The organism is Pseudomonas sp. MH9.2, assembly GCF_034353875.1.
GTDB lineage: Bacteria > Pseudomonadota > Gammaproteobacteria > Pseudomonadales > Pseudomonadaceae > Aquipseudomonas.
Genome location: NZ_CP133784.1, coordinates 4,440,873 through 4,454,988, shown reverse-complemented (window position 1 = coordinate 4,454,988; position 14,116 = coordinate 4,440,873). Strand labels below are relative to the sequence as shown.

Below are 14,116 nucleotides of genomic sequence, written 5' to 3'. Positions count from 1 at the left end.
AAACTCCTTATCGGTTAGTGGATGACAGTTGAAAAAGCAGCCTTCATGCCACGTTCTATTTTCTTTAAATACCTTACATTTCAATAAGTTGATTTACACAAGAGACAGATCAATCGTTCTTTCTGCAAGAACTGTCGTTTGGCCTGCATGCAGAATGCACGTATCTTGAGGGCTGTAGTTTCGTGCACATCCGACGTGCGCACCCCATTGAATGGCCTGGACATGAATCCCGAAAAACTTGAACTGCTGGTCACCCGCGAAATGCCGTATGGCAAATACAAGGGCCGGCTCATCGCCGATTTACCGGGGCAGTACCTGAACTGGTTCGCTCGGGAAGGTTTCCCCTCGGGTGAGTTGGGCAGCCTGTTGGCGTTAATGCACGAGATCGACCATAACGGTTTGTCCGAACTGCTTGACCCGCTACGCAAGCGCCAACGCCCGTTCCGCCCCTAACGATTCATACGCCAAGCGAGTTCGTGATGCCGATTGATCAACATGCCGCCACCGCCCTGGACTGCGCCCGAGACGAAGCCTTCTGGCAGCGCATCGCTTCACGCTATGAGGTCGAGCCAGGCCCGATCAACCTGGAAAACGGTTATTTTGGCCGCATGACCCGGACGGTGGTCGAGGACTATCAACACCAGATCGCCGCCATCAACCGCAGCAACTCAGTGTATGTGCGCCATCAGTTCGATCAGGTCGACAGCGTGCTGATTCGCGATCAACTGGCGGCAATGGTCCAAGTGCCAGCCCACGAGATCGCCATCACGCGCTGTGCCTCCGAATCCCTGCAATCATTGATTCGCAACTACAACGCCCTGCAACCCGGCGATCAGGTGTTGATCAGCGATCTGGATTACATCAGCGTGCAAAGCGCCATGCGCTGGCTGGCAAAGAGCCGTGATGTGGAGGTGATCGAAATCCAGCACCCGCACCCTGCCACCTATGAGAGCCTGCTGGACAGTTACCGCTCAGCCTTCGAGAGCCACCCCCGTTTGAAGTTGATGGCGTTGACCCACGTCACCCACCGCACCGGTCTGGTGATGCCGGTGCAAGCGATTGCCGCGTGGGCCAAGACCCATCGCATTGACGTGATCCTCGACGGCGCGCACGCCCTTGGCCAACTCGACTTCAAACTGGACGAGTTGGGCGTGGCGTTTGCCGGATTCAATCTGCAGAAATGGATCGGAGCGCCGCTGAGCCTGGGCTTTATCTACATTGCCCAGGAGCGCCTGACAGACATCGACCCGGACATGGGCGACAGTCGATTTGCAATCGACGATATCCGGTCGCGCGCGCCCTATGGCACGCCCAATATCCCGGCCCTGATGACCCTGCCGCGAGTGTTCGAAGAGCATCTGGCGATGGGCGGTGCCGCCGTGAAGGGCGCACGCCTGAACTACCTGCGCGACCTGTGGGTCAAGCCTGCAAGGGAATTGTCGGGAATTGAGATTTTGACCCCGGACGACGCGCGCCTGTATTGCGGGATCACGGCATTGCGCTTTACCCGCCAAGTGGATCAGCAGCGGATGGTCGAGCGTTTACTGGAGGAGTACAACCTGTTCACGGTGGCGCGCGACGGCGCTGCGTGCGGGCCGTGCATCCGTATCACTCCGGGCTTTACCACGTCGGTGGCGGAGATCGAAACACTGGTACGAGCACTGCGTGAACTGAGCCGGTAACCGCCCTAAAAAACACGGTGCACCCGACCAAGGCGCACCGTGAAAAGCCAAGCAACAACAACCAACAACCTATCCGTTAGTCAAACAACGCCAGCGCTTCAACGCTGGCAGCTTCAATCCGTGCCCACTCGCCATTCTTGATCCAGGCGTTGTCGAGCATCCACGAGCCGCCCACACACATCACGTTCGGCTGCGCCATGTAGCTCTTCAGGTTGTCTGGATTAACGCCACCGGTAGGACAGAAACGAACTTCGCCGAACGGGCCGCCAAGGGCTTTGATTGCCGCAACGCCGCCGCTGATCTCAGCCGGGAACAATTTGAAACGACGGTAACCCAAGGCGTAGCCCATCATGATCTCCGAGGCGCTACTGATCCCCGGCAGCATCGGCAGCGGACTGTCGACGCCAGCTTGAAGCAGCTCGGGCGTGCAACCGGGGGTAACGATGAATTGCGCCCCAGCCGCTTCAGCGTCCGCCAGCATCTGTCGGTCAAGGATGGTGCCGGCACCGACGCACAGTTCGGGGCGTTGCTCACGCAAGACCCGAATCGCGGTCAGGCCGAATGCCGAGCGCAGGGTCACTTCCAGCGTGGTCAATCCGCCAGCGGCCAGCGCATCGGCCAGTGGCAGAATGTCTTGTTCGCGGGCAATGGTTATCACCGGCAAAATCTTCGCCTTGGCGCAGAGTTCGTCGATTTGGACAATCTTGTTCGCCATGCTGTTCAGCGGCAGGTTTTTTTCGATTGTTTTCATGGCGGCTGATCCTTTGCTCATGGGCACCAGTAAATCTCTAAGGAGGAGTTCAGAAAGGCACGGATGGGCATTTGGGCGAGATCATCACCCGCCACTGCCGTGCGTAATGTATCGAGTTTGGCCTGCCCGGAAATGGACAGGATCTGCAGACGTGCAGACGCGAGCAACTGACGCGTCAGGGTCAAGCGCTGGCGTGGCACCGTCGGCGCCAGCATAGGCAAGCAACGACGCGGTCCATCGAGGCGCAATGCTTCGCTGAGGTTCGGACTCTTGGGAAACAGCGACGCAGTGTGGCCGTCATCCCCCATGCCCAGCACCAATACATCGATTGGTGGCAATTCAGCCAAGGCTTGATCGGCCTCTTGTGCCGCCTCATCCAGGGTTGGCGTTGCGCGGTACAGCCCAATGAAACGGGCTTTAGCCGCTGGTCCCTGAAGCAAGTAGCGCTTCAACAGGCCGGCATTGCTGTCGGCATGTTCCACCGGCACCCAGCGTTCGTCCGCCAGGCTGACCACCATCCTGGACCAGTCCAGCGACTGCTGCGCCAGGCTTTGGAAAAATGCCACCGGACTGCGCCCGCCGGACACCACCAGAGTCGCCACGCCATGCGCACTGATTGCGCTGCGCAGTTGCTCAGCCACCGCCGTCGCCAGCTCACTGGCCAACAGCGCCGGATTGGCAAACGTGTGAGCGACTATGCCCGCAGGCAGTTCAACTTTAGATATCCCCATACCAGGACCTCCCGTCACGAGTAATCAGTGCAATGGAGCTCATCGGCCCCCACGACCCAGCCGCGTAAGGCTTGGGTGCATCGCCGGCCTTCTTCCAGCCCGCGATCAGTTGGTCGCACCATTGCCATGCGTACTCAATTTCATCTTTACGGACAAACAGGTTCTGATTGCCACGCATGACTTCCAGCAACAACCGCTCGTAGGCATCGGGGATCCGCGCGCTTTGATAGGTGTCTGAAAAATTCAACTGCAAAGGGCCGCTGCGCAGCTGCATGCCTTTATCCAGGCCTTGATCCTTGGTCATCACCTGCAAGGAAATGCCTTCATCGGGCTGCAGGCGAATGATCAACCGGTTGCTGATCTGCAAGCGCTGCTCGGGGGCGAAAATGTAGTGCGGCGGCTCTTTGAAATGGATCACGATCTGCGACAGCTTTTGCGGCATGCGCTTGCCGGTACGCAGGTAGAACGGCACGCCCGACCAGCGCCAGTTGCGAATGTCAGCACGCAACGCAACGAAGGTTTCGGTATCGCTCTGGGTATTGGAGTTTTCTTCCTCCAGATAGCCCGGCACCGGTTTGCCTTCGCTGTAACCGGCAATGTACTGGCCCCGCACCACCTGAGTGGCAAGGCGTTCAGGGGTGAACGGCGCCAGGGCTTTAAGCACCTTGACCTTCTCGTCGCGAATGCTGTCGGCGGACAGGTCGCTCGGCGGGTCCATGGCGATCAGGCAAAGCAGTTGCAGCAAGTGATTCTGGATCATGTCGCGCAGTTGCCCGGCCTGATCGAAGTAACCCCAACGGCCTTCGATGCCGACCTGTTCGGCGACCGTGATTTCAACGTGGGAAATGTGGTTCTGATTCCACTGGGTCTCGAACAGGCTGTTGGCAAACCGCAGGGCGATCAAGTTCTGTACGGTTTCCTTGCCCAGATAGTGGTCGATTCGATAGACGCGGTTTTCCGGAAAGAACTGCGCGACCGCATCGTTGACCCGACGCGAGGAGGCCAGGTCGTGGCCGATGGGTTTTTCCAGTACGGCACGGGTGCGCTCGGTCAGATTGACCGACGCGAGGTTCTCGCAGATCGCGCCATACACCGAAGCCGGGGTAGCAAAATAGGCGATCAAACGCTCGGCGTCGCCCACCCGATCAGCCAGTGCGACATAATCCTCGGCCTTGAGAAAGTCCACATGCAGGTAACTCAGGCGCGCCTGAAAACGCTGCACATGTTCATCTTCAAGCTCGGCCTCGGGTACGAATCGGCGCAAACTGCTGTCTATGTAAGCCAAATGCTGCTGTTCACTGCCGGACTCACGCGCCAAGGCAAAAATACGGGTATCGGCATGCAACAACCCAGCGCGGTCAAGCTGGTACAAGGCCGGAAACAGCTTGCGCACTGCCAGGTCGCCTAACGCGCCAAACAAGGCAAAGGTGCACGATTCAACCGTTATCAGGGGCATAATGTTTGTTCTTTTATCAAGTTAGGCTACAAATACCTTTTTTAAAGGCAGTATTCAAGATCAAATGTAGTAATAACCACAACATTTCGTCTAAAACCAGATTCCGATGGTGATCGACGAGGGCCATCAGTACGATAGGCCACCTTTACCAGCGTCTGTAAGACTCTCGATGACAGGCATTGCCAGGGTGTGTACAAATCAGTCTGTTGCCTGCTCGACAAGGATATAAAATGGACCGCATGCGCAACCTCCTGGAGCATATCCAGGGCCGTCTCGATGAATTGAACAAGGCTGAGCGCAAGGTCGCCGAGGTGATCCTGCTCAACCCACAGCAAGCGACGCGCTTGAGTATCGCCGCGCTCGCTCAGGCCGCCAAGGTCAGCGAGCCCACGGTCAACCGCTTTTGCCGCTCGTTCGGTGTCAGCGGTTATCCCGAGCTCAAGTTGCAGCTGGCGCAAAGTCTGGCCAGTGGCGCGGCGTATGTAAGCCGCGCAGTGGAGGCCGACGACAACCCCGAGGACTACACCCGGAAAATTTTCGGCAGCGCCATTGCCTCGCTGGACAGCGCCCTTCAGCAACTCGATTCGAACCTGATCAGCAAAGCCGTGGATCTATTGATTCAGGCGCGGCAGATCCATTTTTTTGGCCTCGGCGCTTCGGCCCCGGTGGCGATGGATGCGCAGCATAAATTCTTTCGTTTCAACCTCGCGGTGACCGCGCACGTTGATGTGCTGATGCAGCGCATGATCGCTTCCGTCGCACATACCGGCGAGTTATTTGTGATCATTTCCTACACCGGCCGCACCCGCGAACTGGTGGAAGTGGCCCGCATTGCCCGCGAAAACGGCGCCTCGGTTCTGGGCCTGACCGCCGAGGGGTCGCCACTGGCCAAGGCCAGCACCCTGAGCTTGAATATCCCGCTCCCAGAAGACACCGACATCTATATGCCGATGACCTCACGGATCATCCAGCTCACCGTGCTCGACGTATTGGCCACCGGCATGACCCTGCGCCGGGGCGTGGATTTCCAGCCGCATTTGCGCAAAATCAAGGAAAGCCTCAACGCCAGCCGGTATCCGATTGACGATGAGTTGATTTAAGGCCCGGTCACCATCGGGCACACCGCATCGAGCCAGCGCTTCTGCGCCAAACGACTCAAAAAAAACGGGCAGCCAGGCTGCCCGCAAAGCACACACATACCTTGATCACTGACAGCGCGTCTTCAAACCTTGCTTAGCGCTAAAACCCGCTTAGAACTTCGACTGAATCTTCAAACCTGCAACCAGCGCATCGTCAACCTGATCGACGCCACCTGGGTGTTTGATGAATTGCAGGTTGGGACGCACGGTCAGCCAATTGGTGACGTGGAAACCGTAGTAAATCTCGGCGTTGTATTCAGTACTCTGCACCGGCAGATAGTTAGGGTTGTCGTAATCGTCGATCCCGCTGATTTGGTTGACCAGACGTGCACGGTCTTGCGCATCATCATTGACGTGAATCCGAGCGATACCCACGCCCATGTCATCTTTTGGACGCGCATTGAACGGACCTTTGTAGGTCAGGCCGATCTGCTGGTAGTTATCGATGTAGTTGGTAGCCTTGTCATGCACGGTTGCGTTGGCGAACGCACTCAAGCCACGGGCAGCATCGCCGTTGTGGGTGGTGAGTTGCTGCTGTGCCACGACCCACCAGCCATGCTTGCTGCTGTGCGACTGGTATTCCCCGCCCGGGGTGAGTGGCTGCGCCTGACCGTCGGCGCCTTTGTAAACGTCGTCGGCTTTGGCGGTGCTGTAGTAGTAACCGAGACGGTATTCGCCCGGCAGGTCGTTGACCTTCGGCGACCAGACCAACTCGGTGGGGATGATCATGCCTTTGGTACCGCTGCCACTGAGCTTGAAGCCGTTACCGGTTTCCAGGTTGGATGGGTTCTGCTCGAACGCGCCGACCTGTGCATAGAACTCGGGGGAGATGTTGTATTTAACACGTAACGCCCACTGGCTGACCGGCCAGTTGTACCAGATGCTGCCGACCCAGTTACCCACTTGCGAGCCGCAGAACGCAAGGTTCTGGAAGTCGCACGGGAAGCTGTTGAAGTCTTCGCCTGGCCCAAAACGACCAGCTTTAACATCCAGTGCGCCGTCAAAATATTTCTGCTTGGCCCACATTTGCGTCAGGCGCCAGGTCTGACCACGGCCCCAGACTTCCTGTGACGAACTAAAGGTGCCAGCACGCGGATCGCCTATGCGGTCATTGGAGATGTTGCGGCCACTGCGCTCAGTGATCGCCAGTTTGAATTCAGCGTCATGCCAGCCGAGGATTTTTTGCAGATCCAGGTCCACGCCCAGAGCGAACTGATCCGCATAGCGCGCAGTCTTGTCGTTGTTGTAGCCGCCGTGCAAGTTGCTGCCGACTTCCCCTACGTACTCAAGTGAAAAGTCATATCCCTTGTTCAGCAGTTCGGTACGCGTGCCACCCCAGTCACCCGACATCCACTGCGAGTTCGGATCAAAAGCATCAGCCGCGTGCACGCTTCCAGCCAAGCTTAATGCACCCAAAACAGACAGCGTGCTAATCAGCTTGAATTGGGTAAGCGATTTGGCTTCTTTATGATTCATCCCTTAAATCCTCTTATTGTTATTAGCGCTAGTAGGTGACTTGCATTGACTAACATCGTGTCGCTGGCTGACCGACTGTTAAGGCCTGATCGATCAAACCCGCGATGCTCGGCGCACCCCGTCATTGGTTGCGACTAATTTGCGTGACATTGCCCACACGTTCAGCGGGCTGGGACTTTCCCAAAACCCCGAGCCGCTCACCGCTCTTGGCGTCGAACAGCAACACTTTTGAAGGATCGAACTGCAGGTTCAGTGATTCCCCTACCTGCGGCGCAACGTCCGGCGCCAGGCGGCAGCAGACCTTGCTCTGGTTAAGCGTGACGAACACCAAGGTGTCCGGCCCGGTCGGCTCGGTGACTTGAACTTCGGCGCGAATAGTCGGCAAGCCGTTGGGTTCGACGGGTGCCAGAACGATCTGTTCAGGACGCATGCCGAGAATCACTTCACGGTCTTCCAGGCCCGCATCAAGCATGCCCAGCGGCAGCTCGCAACGCGCCTGACCACTGTCGAGCAGGGCCAGCAGCCGCCCGTCCTTACGTTGCAGGCGCAAGGGGATGAAGTTCATCGGCGGCGAACCGATGAAGCTGGCGACGAACAGGTTGGCCGGATCGTTGTAAATCTGCTTCGGCGTGCCGAACTGCTGAATGATCCCGTCCTTCATCACCGCCACTTTGTCGCCCAGAGTCATGGCTTCGATCTGGTCGTGGGTCACGTAAACCGTGGTGGTTTTCAGGCGCTGGTGCATCAGTTTCATTTCAGTCCGCATCTCGACCCGCAGCTTGGCGTCGAGGTTGGAAAGCGGCTCATCGAACAGGTAGATTTTCGGCCGCCGCGCCAACGCACGACCCATGGCCACACGCTGTTGCTGCCCACCGGAAAGCTGGCCGGGCTTCCGATTGAGCAGGTGTTCGATCTGCAACAGCTTGGCGACCCGCGCGACCTCCTCTTCGATGGCCGCGGGCGCCATCTTGCGGATTTTCAAACCAAACGAGATGTTTTCGCGCACGCTCATGGTTGGGTACAACGCGTAAGACTGGAACACCATGGCGATGTCACGATCCTTGGGGCTCATGCCACTGATGTCCGCGTCATCGATCAGGATCGAGCCGCCGCTGATGTTTTCCAGCCCGGCAATGCAGTTCATCAACGTCGATTTACCGCAGCCCGAAGGACCGACCAGAATCAGAAACTCGCCGTCATCGATCTTCAGTTCGATGTTTTTCAAGGTGTCCGGCAAACCGCTGCCGTAGGTCTTGTTGACGTTGCGCAATTCGAGAGTTGCCATGATTACCCCTTGACCGCGCCGGCCGTCAGCCCACGCAGGAAATACTTACCAGCCAGCACATAGACCAGCAGCGTCGGCAGCCCGGCGATCATCGCCGCTGCCATATCAACGTTGTATTCCTTGGCACCGGTGCTGGTGTTGACCAGGTTGTTCAGTGCCACGGTGATGGGCTGCGAGTCGCCACTGGAGAAGACCACACCGAACAGGAAGTCGTTCCAGATCTGGGTAAACTGCCAGATCAGGCAGACCATGATGATCGGCGTCGACATCGGCAGAATGATCCGGCCGAAGATGGTGAAAAATCCGGCACCGTCCAGCCGCGCAGCCTTGACCAACGCATCCGGAATGCTCACGTAGTAGTTGCGGAAGAACAGCGTGGTGAATGCCAGGCCGTAGACCACATGCACGAACACCAGGCCGGTGGTGGAGGCTGCCAGCCCCATCTTGCCGACCGTGAACGACGCCGGCAGCAGCACGGTCTGGAACGGCAGGAAACAGCCGAACAACAACAGACCGAAAAACAATTGCGAACCCCGAAAGCGCCACATCGCCAGCACGTAACCGTTGATGGCGCCGATGGCGGTGGAGATCAGAACCGCTGGCACAGTGATTTTCACCGAGTTCCAGAAGTAGCCATCGACCGTGGCCCAGGCCTTGACCCACCCCATGCCGGTGACCACTGTCGGCCAGCTCAACAAGTTACCAGTGCTGATGTCTTCCGGAGATTTGAAGCTGGTCAGCAGCATCACGATCAGCGGCACCAGATACACCACGACCGCCAACAGCAAGACCGCATAGATCGCGACCCGGCTGATGCTGATGCTGATGCTGATGGAAGGTTTACCCACCTGACTATTCATGGCGTTTGGTCCTCAGCTCGGAGTACAGATATGGCACGAGGATGGCGAGAATCGCGCCGAGCATCAGGATTGCACTCGCCGAGCCCATGCCCATCTGGCCACGGCTGAAGGTGAACGAGTACATGAACATCGCGGGCAAGTCCGAGGAGTAGCCGGGGCCACCTGCGGTCATCGACGCCACCAAGTCGAAGCTCTTGATGGCGATGTGCGCCAGAATCATCACCGCGCTGAAAAACACCGGGCGCAGGCTTGGCAGCACGACGCGCAGATAGATGGTTGGCAGGCTCGCGCCGTCGATCTGCGCGGCACGAATGATCGACTGATCGACCCCGCGCAACCCGGCGAGAAACAGCGCCATAACGAACCCGGAAGACTGCCAGACCGCTGCGATCACCAGGCAGTACACGACGCGGCTCGGGTCGACCAGCCAATCCAGGCGGAAGCCTTCCCAGCCCCAGTCACGGAGCATTTTGTCCAGACCAAGACCGGGGTTGAGCAGCCATTTCCAGGCCGTACCGGTGACGATCATCGACAGCGCCATCGGGTACAAATAGACCGTGCGGATAAAACCTTCACGACGGATGCGCTGGTCCAGCAGGACCGCGAGCACGACACCTAGCACCAGACTGATGCCTATGAACATGCCGCCGAATACCGCCAGGTTCTTGCTCGCCACCCACCAACGATCGTTGTCGAGCAGACGTGTGTATTGCTGCAAACCCGCCCACTTGTAGCTGGGCATAAACGTTGAATTGGTGAACGAAAGTACAAACGTCCACAGGATATAACCATAGAAACCGACCAGCACGATCAGCATGCTTGGCGCCAACACCAACTTGGGCAGCCAGCGTTGCAGCACATCGAACGGTGAGGCCTTGCTGAACACAGCGACAGAGCTCATCTGAAAAATCCAGTTCGAGAACAAGGAATCCAGGCCGAACGCCAGCGTGAAACCCGTTAAGGTTTCAGCAGCATGCGCTACGGCTGGGGTGTACCGCTGGCGAACCAGCGGTGATTCAATAGTCGATTACTTGGCTGACTGGATGCCCGAGTACAGCTTTTTGACGACGGCTTGCGGGTCGGCTTTCGGGTCGCTCATGAAATTAGTGACCGTGTCGAAGATCGCGCCCTGCACAGCGAGCGAGGTGGCCATGTTGTGCGCCATGCTTGGCTCAAGTTTGCCGTTCTTGTCGGCGTCCTTGAAGTCCTTTGCCGAGGCCTGACCACAACTGTCGAACTTGCTCATGTCCAGATCGTTACGAACCGGGATCGAGCCTTTGTTCTGGTTGAACACGTATTGGAACTCAGGCTCGAGGGCGATTTTTGCCACATCGTTCTGAGCCGCGAGGTTGCCAGGAGTATTGTTTTTGGCAGACAACTTGAACATCGCCAGCGAATCGATGTTGTAGGTGTAGCTGCCTTGGGTGCCAGGGAAAGGAACGCATTGGTAGTCTTTACCGGCAACCTTACCGGCGGCACTCCACTCGCTCTTGGCCCAGTCGCCCATCATCTGCATACCGGCCTTGCCCTGAATGACGTCAGCCGCTGCAAGGTTCCAGTCACGCCCGGCACGGTTGTTGTCCATGTAGCCAATGAGTTTTTTCAGCGTGGCGAACACCTCGACCATCTTGTCGCCCGTCAGGGTTTTCTCGTCGAGATCAAGGAAGGCTTTTTTGTAGCCATCCGGCCCCATGATGCTCAGCACCAGGTCTTCGAATACCGTGCTGTCCTGCCAAGGTTGGCCACCATGGGCCAAGGGGATGAAGCCGGCTGCCTTGAGCTTGTCACCTGCCGCGAAGAACTCATCAAGGGTGACAGGCGCTTTGTCGATACCGGCTTTCTTGAACACTTCCGGGTTGATCCACAACCAGTTCACCCGGTGAATGTTCACCGGCACCGCCACGTAGTGACCTTCGTACTTCATGGTGTCGGAGACGGTTTTGGACAGCAGCTTGTCCCAGTTATTGGCTTTCGAAACGTCGTCGAGGTTGGTCAGCAGGCCCAAGGCGCCCCACTCTTGCAGGTCCGGACCTTTGATCTGTGCAGCAGAAGGTGGATTGCCAGACACCGCACGGGTCTTCAGTACGGTCATGGCCGCTGCACCACCGCCACCGGCGACGGCGCTGTCCTGCCAGCTATAGCCGTCTTTTTCGACCAGCTTTTTCAGGACATCGACAGCCTTTGCTTCGCCGCCCGACGTCCACCAGTGGACCACTTCCACGGTGCCTTTTGAACCGGCAGGCGCATCCGCAGCAAGAACGCTCAGAGGGAACAACGAGGCGAGGGAAATGACAGCAGCGAGGCGGGAGATCGAATTCATCTGATTACCTTTTCTTGTTGTTATGCATGAGCAAGTCTGGTGCTTGCGCTGCATAGATTTTAACCAAGGGTTTCGGCGCCATGGTAACGAAGGGACGCGCAAAGGTCACAGCCTGGTTACATAAAGGAAACAGTCGTAGAAAGGCCTGTCAGTCGTGGGTTCGCGGCAGGCGCAAGGTCACACGCAATCCGCCTTCGCGGAGGTTTTGCAGGCTCACTTCTCCGCCATGGCTGTGGGCAATATTGCGCGCAATACCCAAGCCCAGGCCGTAACCCTGTTGTTGCTTGCCTGCCAGGCGAAAATGCGGCTCGAATACTTGTTCCTGGCGCTGCTCGGGCACACCGGGACCCTCGTCATCGACGTGCAGGACGAACGCTTCGGCGTCGTCATCGACATGCAGGTGGGCCTTCTGCCCGTATTTGAGCGCGTTGTCGATCAGGTTGCCGATGCAGCGTTTGAGCGCCAGTGGCTTGCCCGGATAAAACGCGGCGGCCTTCCCCTGCTGAGTGACACGGCCATTGCCGGTTGGCGAAAGGTAGGGTTCGACCAGACAATGCAGCACCTGATTGAGGTCCACCGGTTCAATGTTTTCGTGGATATCCGTATCTTTCACGCATTGCAGCGCGCCTTTGACCAATAACTCCAACTCGTCGAGGTCGCGACTGAATTTTGCTTGCACCGCCTCATCGTCCAACAGCTCGACCCTCAGCCGCAGACGCGTGATGGGCGTACGCAAATCGTGGGAAATCGCGCTGAACAGCTGGCTGCGTTCCGAGAGGTAGCGACTGATACGCTCGCGCATGGCGTTGAACGCCCGGCTGACTTCCACCACCTCGCTGCCCCCACCTTCGACGACCGGTTCGACCACCGTACCCAGCGACATTTCCCGCGCCGCGCGGGCCAGACGCTTGAGCGGGCGACTTTGCCAATGCACCAACAGGCCGATAAACAACAACAGAAAGCTGCTGGTCAGCACGATGAACCAGACCTGCTGCGCCGGCAGATCCTGCTCTTCGAGCGTGGTGTAGGGTTCGGGCAGCAACGAAGCGATGTACAACCATTCGCCGGCCGCCAGTTCGATCTGGGTGACCAGAACGGGCGGATTGATCGGTTCCAGACTCAAGGCATAATGGGCCCAGGAGCGCGGCAGCTCATCCAGCTTGATGCCACCGTTAAAAATCCGCAGGTCTTCGGGTCGCACGAAACTCACCGAAATATTCGGCTCACTGCCGAGACGCTGACGCAGCACTTCATCGACCGCGTTCAGCACTGCGGTCTTGCGCGGAGTCGGCCCCAGCACTTCCATTTCCAACGGTTTGTCATTCAGGGTCACGACGAAGCGTGTACCGCCCATGCTGCGCAATTGATCGAGCACCAGCGGACGATAAGCCACCGGCAGTGATCGGAAGTAACTGACGCTGGCGGCCATGGAGTGCGCGAGGCTGCGGGCGCTGGTGACCAAGCCTTCCATTTTCGTGGCGCGCAATTGCGACAACCAGATCGCGCTGGACAATCCCTGCGCCAGCAGCACGACCAACAACGTCAGCAACAGCATGCGACCCAGCAACGAGTGCGGCACCAGCAGACGCCAACCTTTTTCAGTAGCCATGGTTGACCAACGACGTGACATTCGCAGCCAACAGGTAGCCACTGCCACGCACGGTACGAATCAGCCGCGGCGCCTTGCCGGTATCTCGCAATCGTTGACGCAGACGGCTGACAGCCATGTCGACAATGCGCTCCAGAGGCATCAGTTCACGACCCCGAGTGGCATTGCCAATAGTGTCGCGATCGAGGATTTGCTGCGGGCGATCCAGAAACAATTTGAGCAAGGCAAAATCGGCACCGGAGAGGATCACTTCCTCGCCATCATTGTGAAAGAGTCGGTGACTGACCATATCCAGCCGCCATTCATCGAACATCAGTACCTCACCGGCGCCACGCTCATGGCCGAATTGCGCACGTCGCAACAGGGCCTTGATTCGAGCCTGCAGTTCGCGGGGACTGAAAGGCTTGCCCAGATAATCATCAGCGCCCAATTCCAGGCCAATCACCCGATCGGCTTCGTCGGAACTGGCCGTGAGCATGATGATCGGGACCTGGGACTGACGCGGATGCTGACGCACCCAGCGGCATAGACTGAAACCATCTTCGTCGGGCAGCATGACATCGAGGATCACCAGATCGCTGGGTTCTTCGTTGAGCGCCTGGCGAAAACCGGCACCATCGCCCACCGTGCGCACGACGAAGCCACAACGACTCAGGTAGGTTTGCAGCAATTCACGAATTTCCTGATCATCATCGACCAGCAAAATCGACTTACTGACTGAACTCACATCCATCGTCCTTGTTCTGAATAAAACATGCGCCTCATGAACGAGGCCTGGCACAGGTTACACGGTCCCAGACTGCGCCG

General features: G+C 57.9%; 13 protein-coding genes. 3 read left to right on the top strand and 10 right to left on the bottom strand.

Translation table 11 applies throughout. The annotated features are described in order from the left end of the window. Nucleotides 1–222 precede the first annotated feature (222 nt). Together RHM55_RS20515 and RHM55_RS20510 are read left to right on the top strand one after the other, a co-directional pair. The gene (locus tag RHM55_RS20515) at nt 223–453 is read left to right on the top strand and encodes a DUF3820 family protein (protein ID WP_219060970.1); all 231 of its coding nucleotides are present in this window, start codon (nt 223–225) and stop codon (nt 451–453) included. A 26-nt stretch (nt 454–479) separates the two neighbouring features. Next, nucleotides 480–1,682: an aminotransferase class V-fold PLP-dependent enzyme gene (locus RHM55_RS20510; RefSeq protein WP_322178068.1), complete on the top strand. Its 1,203-nt coding sequence runs from the start codon at nt 480–482 to the stop codon at nt 1,680–1,682. A gap of 76 nt (nt 1,683–1,758) precedes the next feature. On the opposite strand, the gene RHM55_RS20505 is transcribed toward RHM55_RS20510, so the two are convergent. From RHM55_RS20505 to zwf, 3 genes are read right to left on the bottom strand one after another with little or no spacing between them, the layout of a single operon-like run. Next, nucleotides 1,759–2,433: a bifunctional 4-hydroxy-2-oxoglutarate aldolase/2-dehydro-3-deoxy-phosphogluconate aldolase gene (locus tag RHM55_RS20505; protein ID WP_322178067.1), complete on the bottom strand. Its 675-nt coding sequence runs from the start codon at nt 2,431–2,433 to the stop codon at nt 1,759–1,761. Between the two features lie 17 nt (nt 2,434–2,450). Then, on the bottom strand, nt 2,451–3,164 hold the full coding sequence (gene pgl / locus RHM55_RS20500; protein ID WP_322178066.1) for a 6-phosphogluconolactonase: 714 nt from the start codon (nt 3,162–3,164) through the stop codon (nt 2,451–2,453). Then, complete coding sequence (zwf, locus tag RHM55_RS20495; RefSeq protein WP_219060966.1) at nt 3,151–4,620, bottom strand: glucose-6-phosphate dehydrogenase; 1,470 nt, start codon at nt 4,618–4,620, stop codon at nt 3,151–3,153. The genes pgl and zwf overlap by 14 nt, the downstream gene beginning before the upstream one ends. A gap of 239 nt (nt 4,621–4,859) precedes the next feature. Between zwf and RHM55_RS20490 the strand changes: the two genes are divergently transcribed. Further along, on the top strand, nt 4,860–5,720 hold the full coding sequence (locus RHM55_RS20490) for a MurR/RpiR family transcriptional regulator (protein ID WP_322183037.1): 861 nt from the start codon (nt 4,860–4,862) through the stop codon (nt 5,718–5,720). 150 nt (nt 5,721–5,870) lie between these two features. On the opposite strand, the gene RHM55_RS20485 is transcribed toward RHM55_RS20490, so the two are convergent. The 7 genes from RHM55_RS20485 to RHM55_RS20455 form a co-directional block, all read right to left on the bottom strand. Beyond that, on the bottom strand, nt 5,871–7,235 hold the full coding sequence (locus RHM55_RS20485; protein ID WP_322178065.1) for a carbohydrate porin: 1,365 nt from the start codon (nt 7,233–7,235) through the stop codon (nt 5,871–5,873). 121 nt (nt 7,236–7,356) lie between these two features. Further along, nucleotides 7,357–8,520 (bottom strand): ABC transporter ATP-binding protein, encoded by a 1,164-nt coding sequence (locus RHM55_RS20480; RefSeq protein ID WP_322178064.1) that lies wholly within the window; start codon nt 8,518–8,520, stop codon nt 7,357–7,359. 2 nt (nt 8,521–8,522) lie between these two features. Beyond that, nucleotides 8,523–9,380, bottom strand: coding sequence for a carbohydrate ABC transporter permease (locus tag RHM55_RS20475; protein ID WP_416151986.1), 858 nt, complete (start codon nt 9,378–9,380; stop codon nt 8,523–8,525). Then, on the bottom strand, nt 9,373–10,281 hold the full coding sequence (locus RHM55_RS20470; RefSeq protein WP_322178063.1) for a sugar ABC transporter permease: 909 nt from the start codon (nt 10,279–10,281) through the stop codon (nt 9,373–9,375). Before RHM55_RS20470 ends, RHM55_RS20475 begins: the two co-directional genes overlap by 8 nt. Nucleotides 10,282–10,407: 126 nt before the next feature. After that, a complete protein-coding gene (locus RHM55_RS20465) occupies nt 10,408–11,700 on the bottom strand; it encodes an ABC transporter substrate-binding protein (protein WP_322178062.1) in 1,293 nt (430 codons plus the stop codon). A 148-nt stretch (nt 11,701–11,848) separates the two neighbouring features. Then, the gene (locus tag RHM55_RS20460; RefSeq protein ID WP_322178061.1) at nt 11,849–13,309 is read right to left on the bottom strand and encodes an ATP-binding protein; all 1,461 of its coding nucleotides are present in this window, start codon (nt 13,307–13,309) and stop codon (nt 11,849–11,851) included. Beyond that, nucleotides 13,299–14,042, bottom strand: coding sequence for a response regulator (locus tag RHM55_RS20455; protein WP_416151985.1), 744 nt, complete (start codon nt 14,040–14,042; stop codon nt 13,299–13,301). Before RHM55_RS20455 ends, RHM55_RS20460 begins: the two co-directional genes overlap by 11 nt. Between the last annotated feature and the right edge of the window lie 74 nt (nt 14,043–14,116).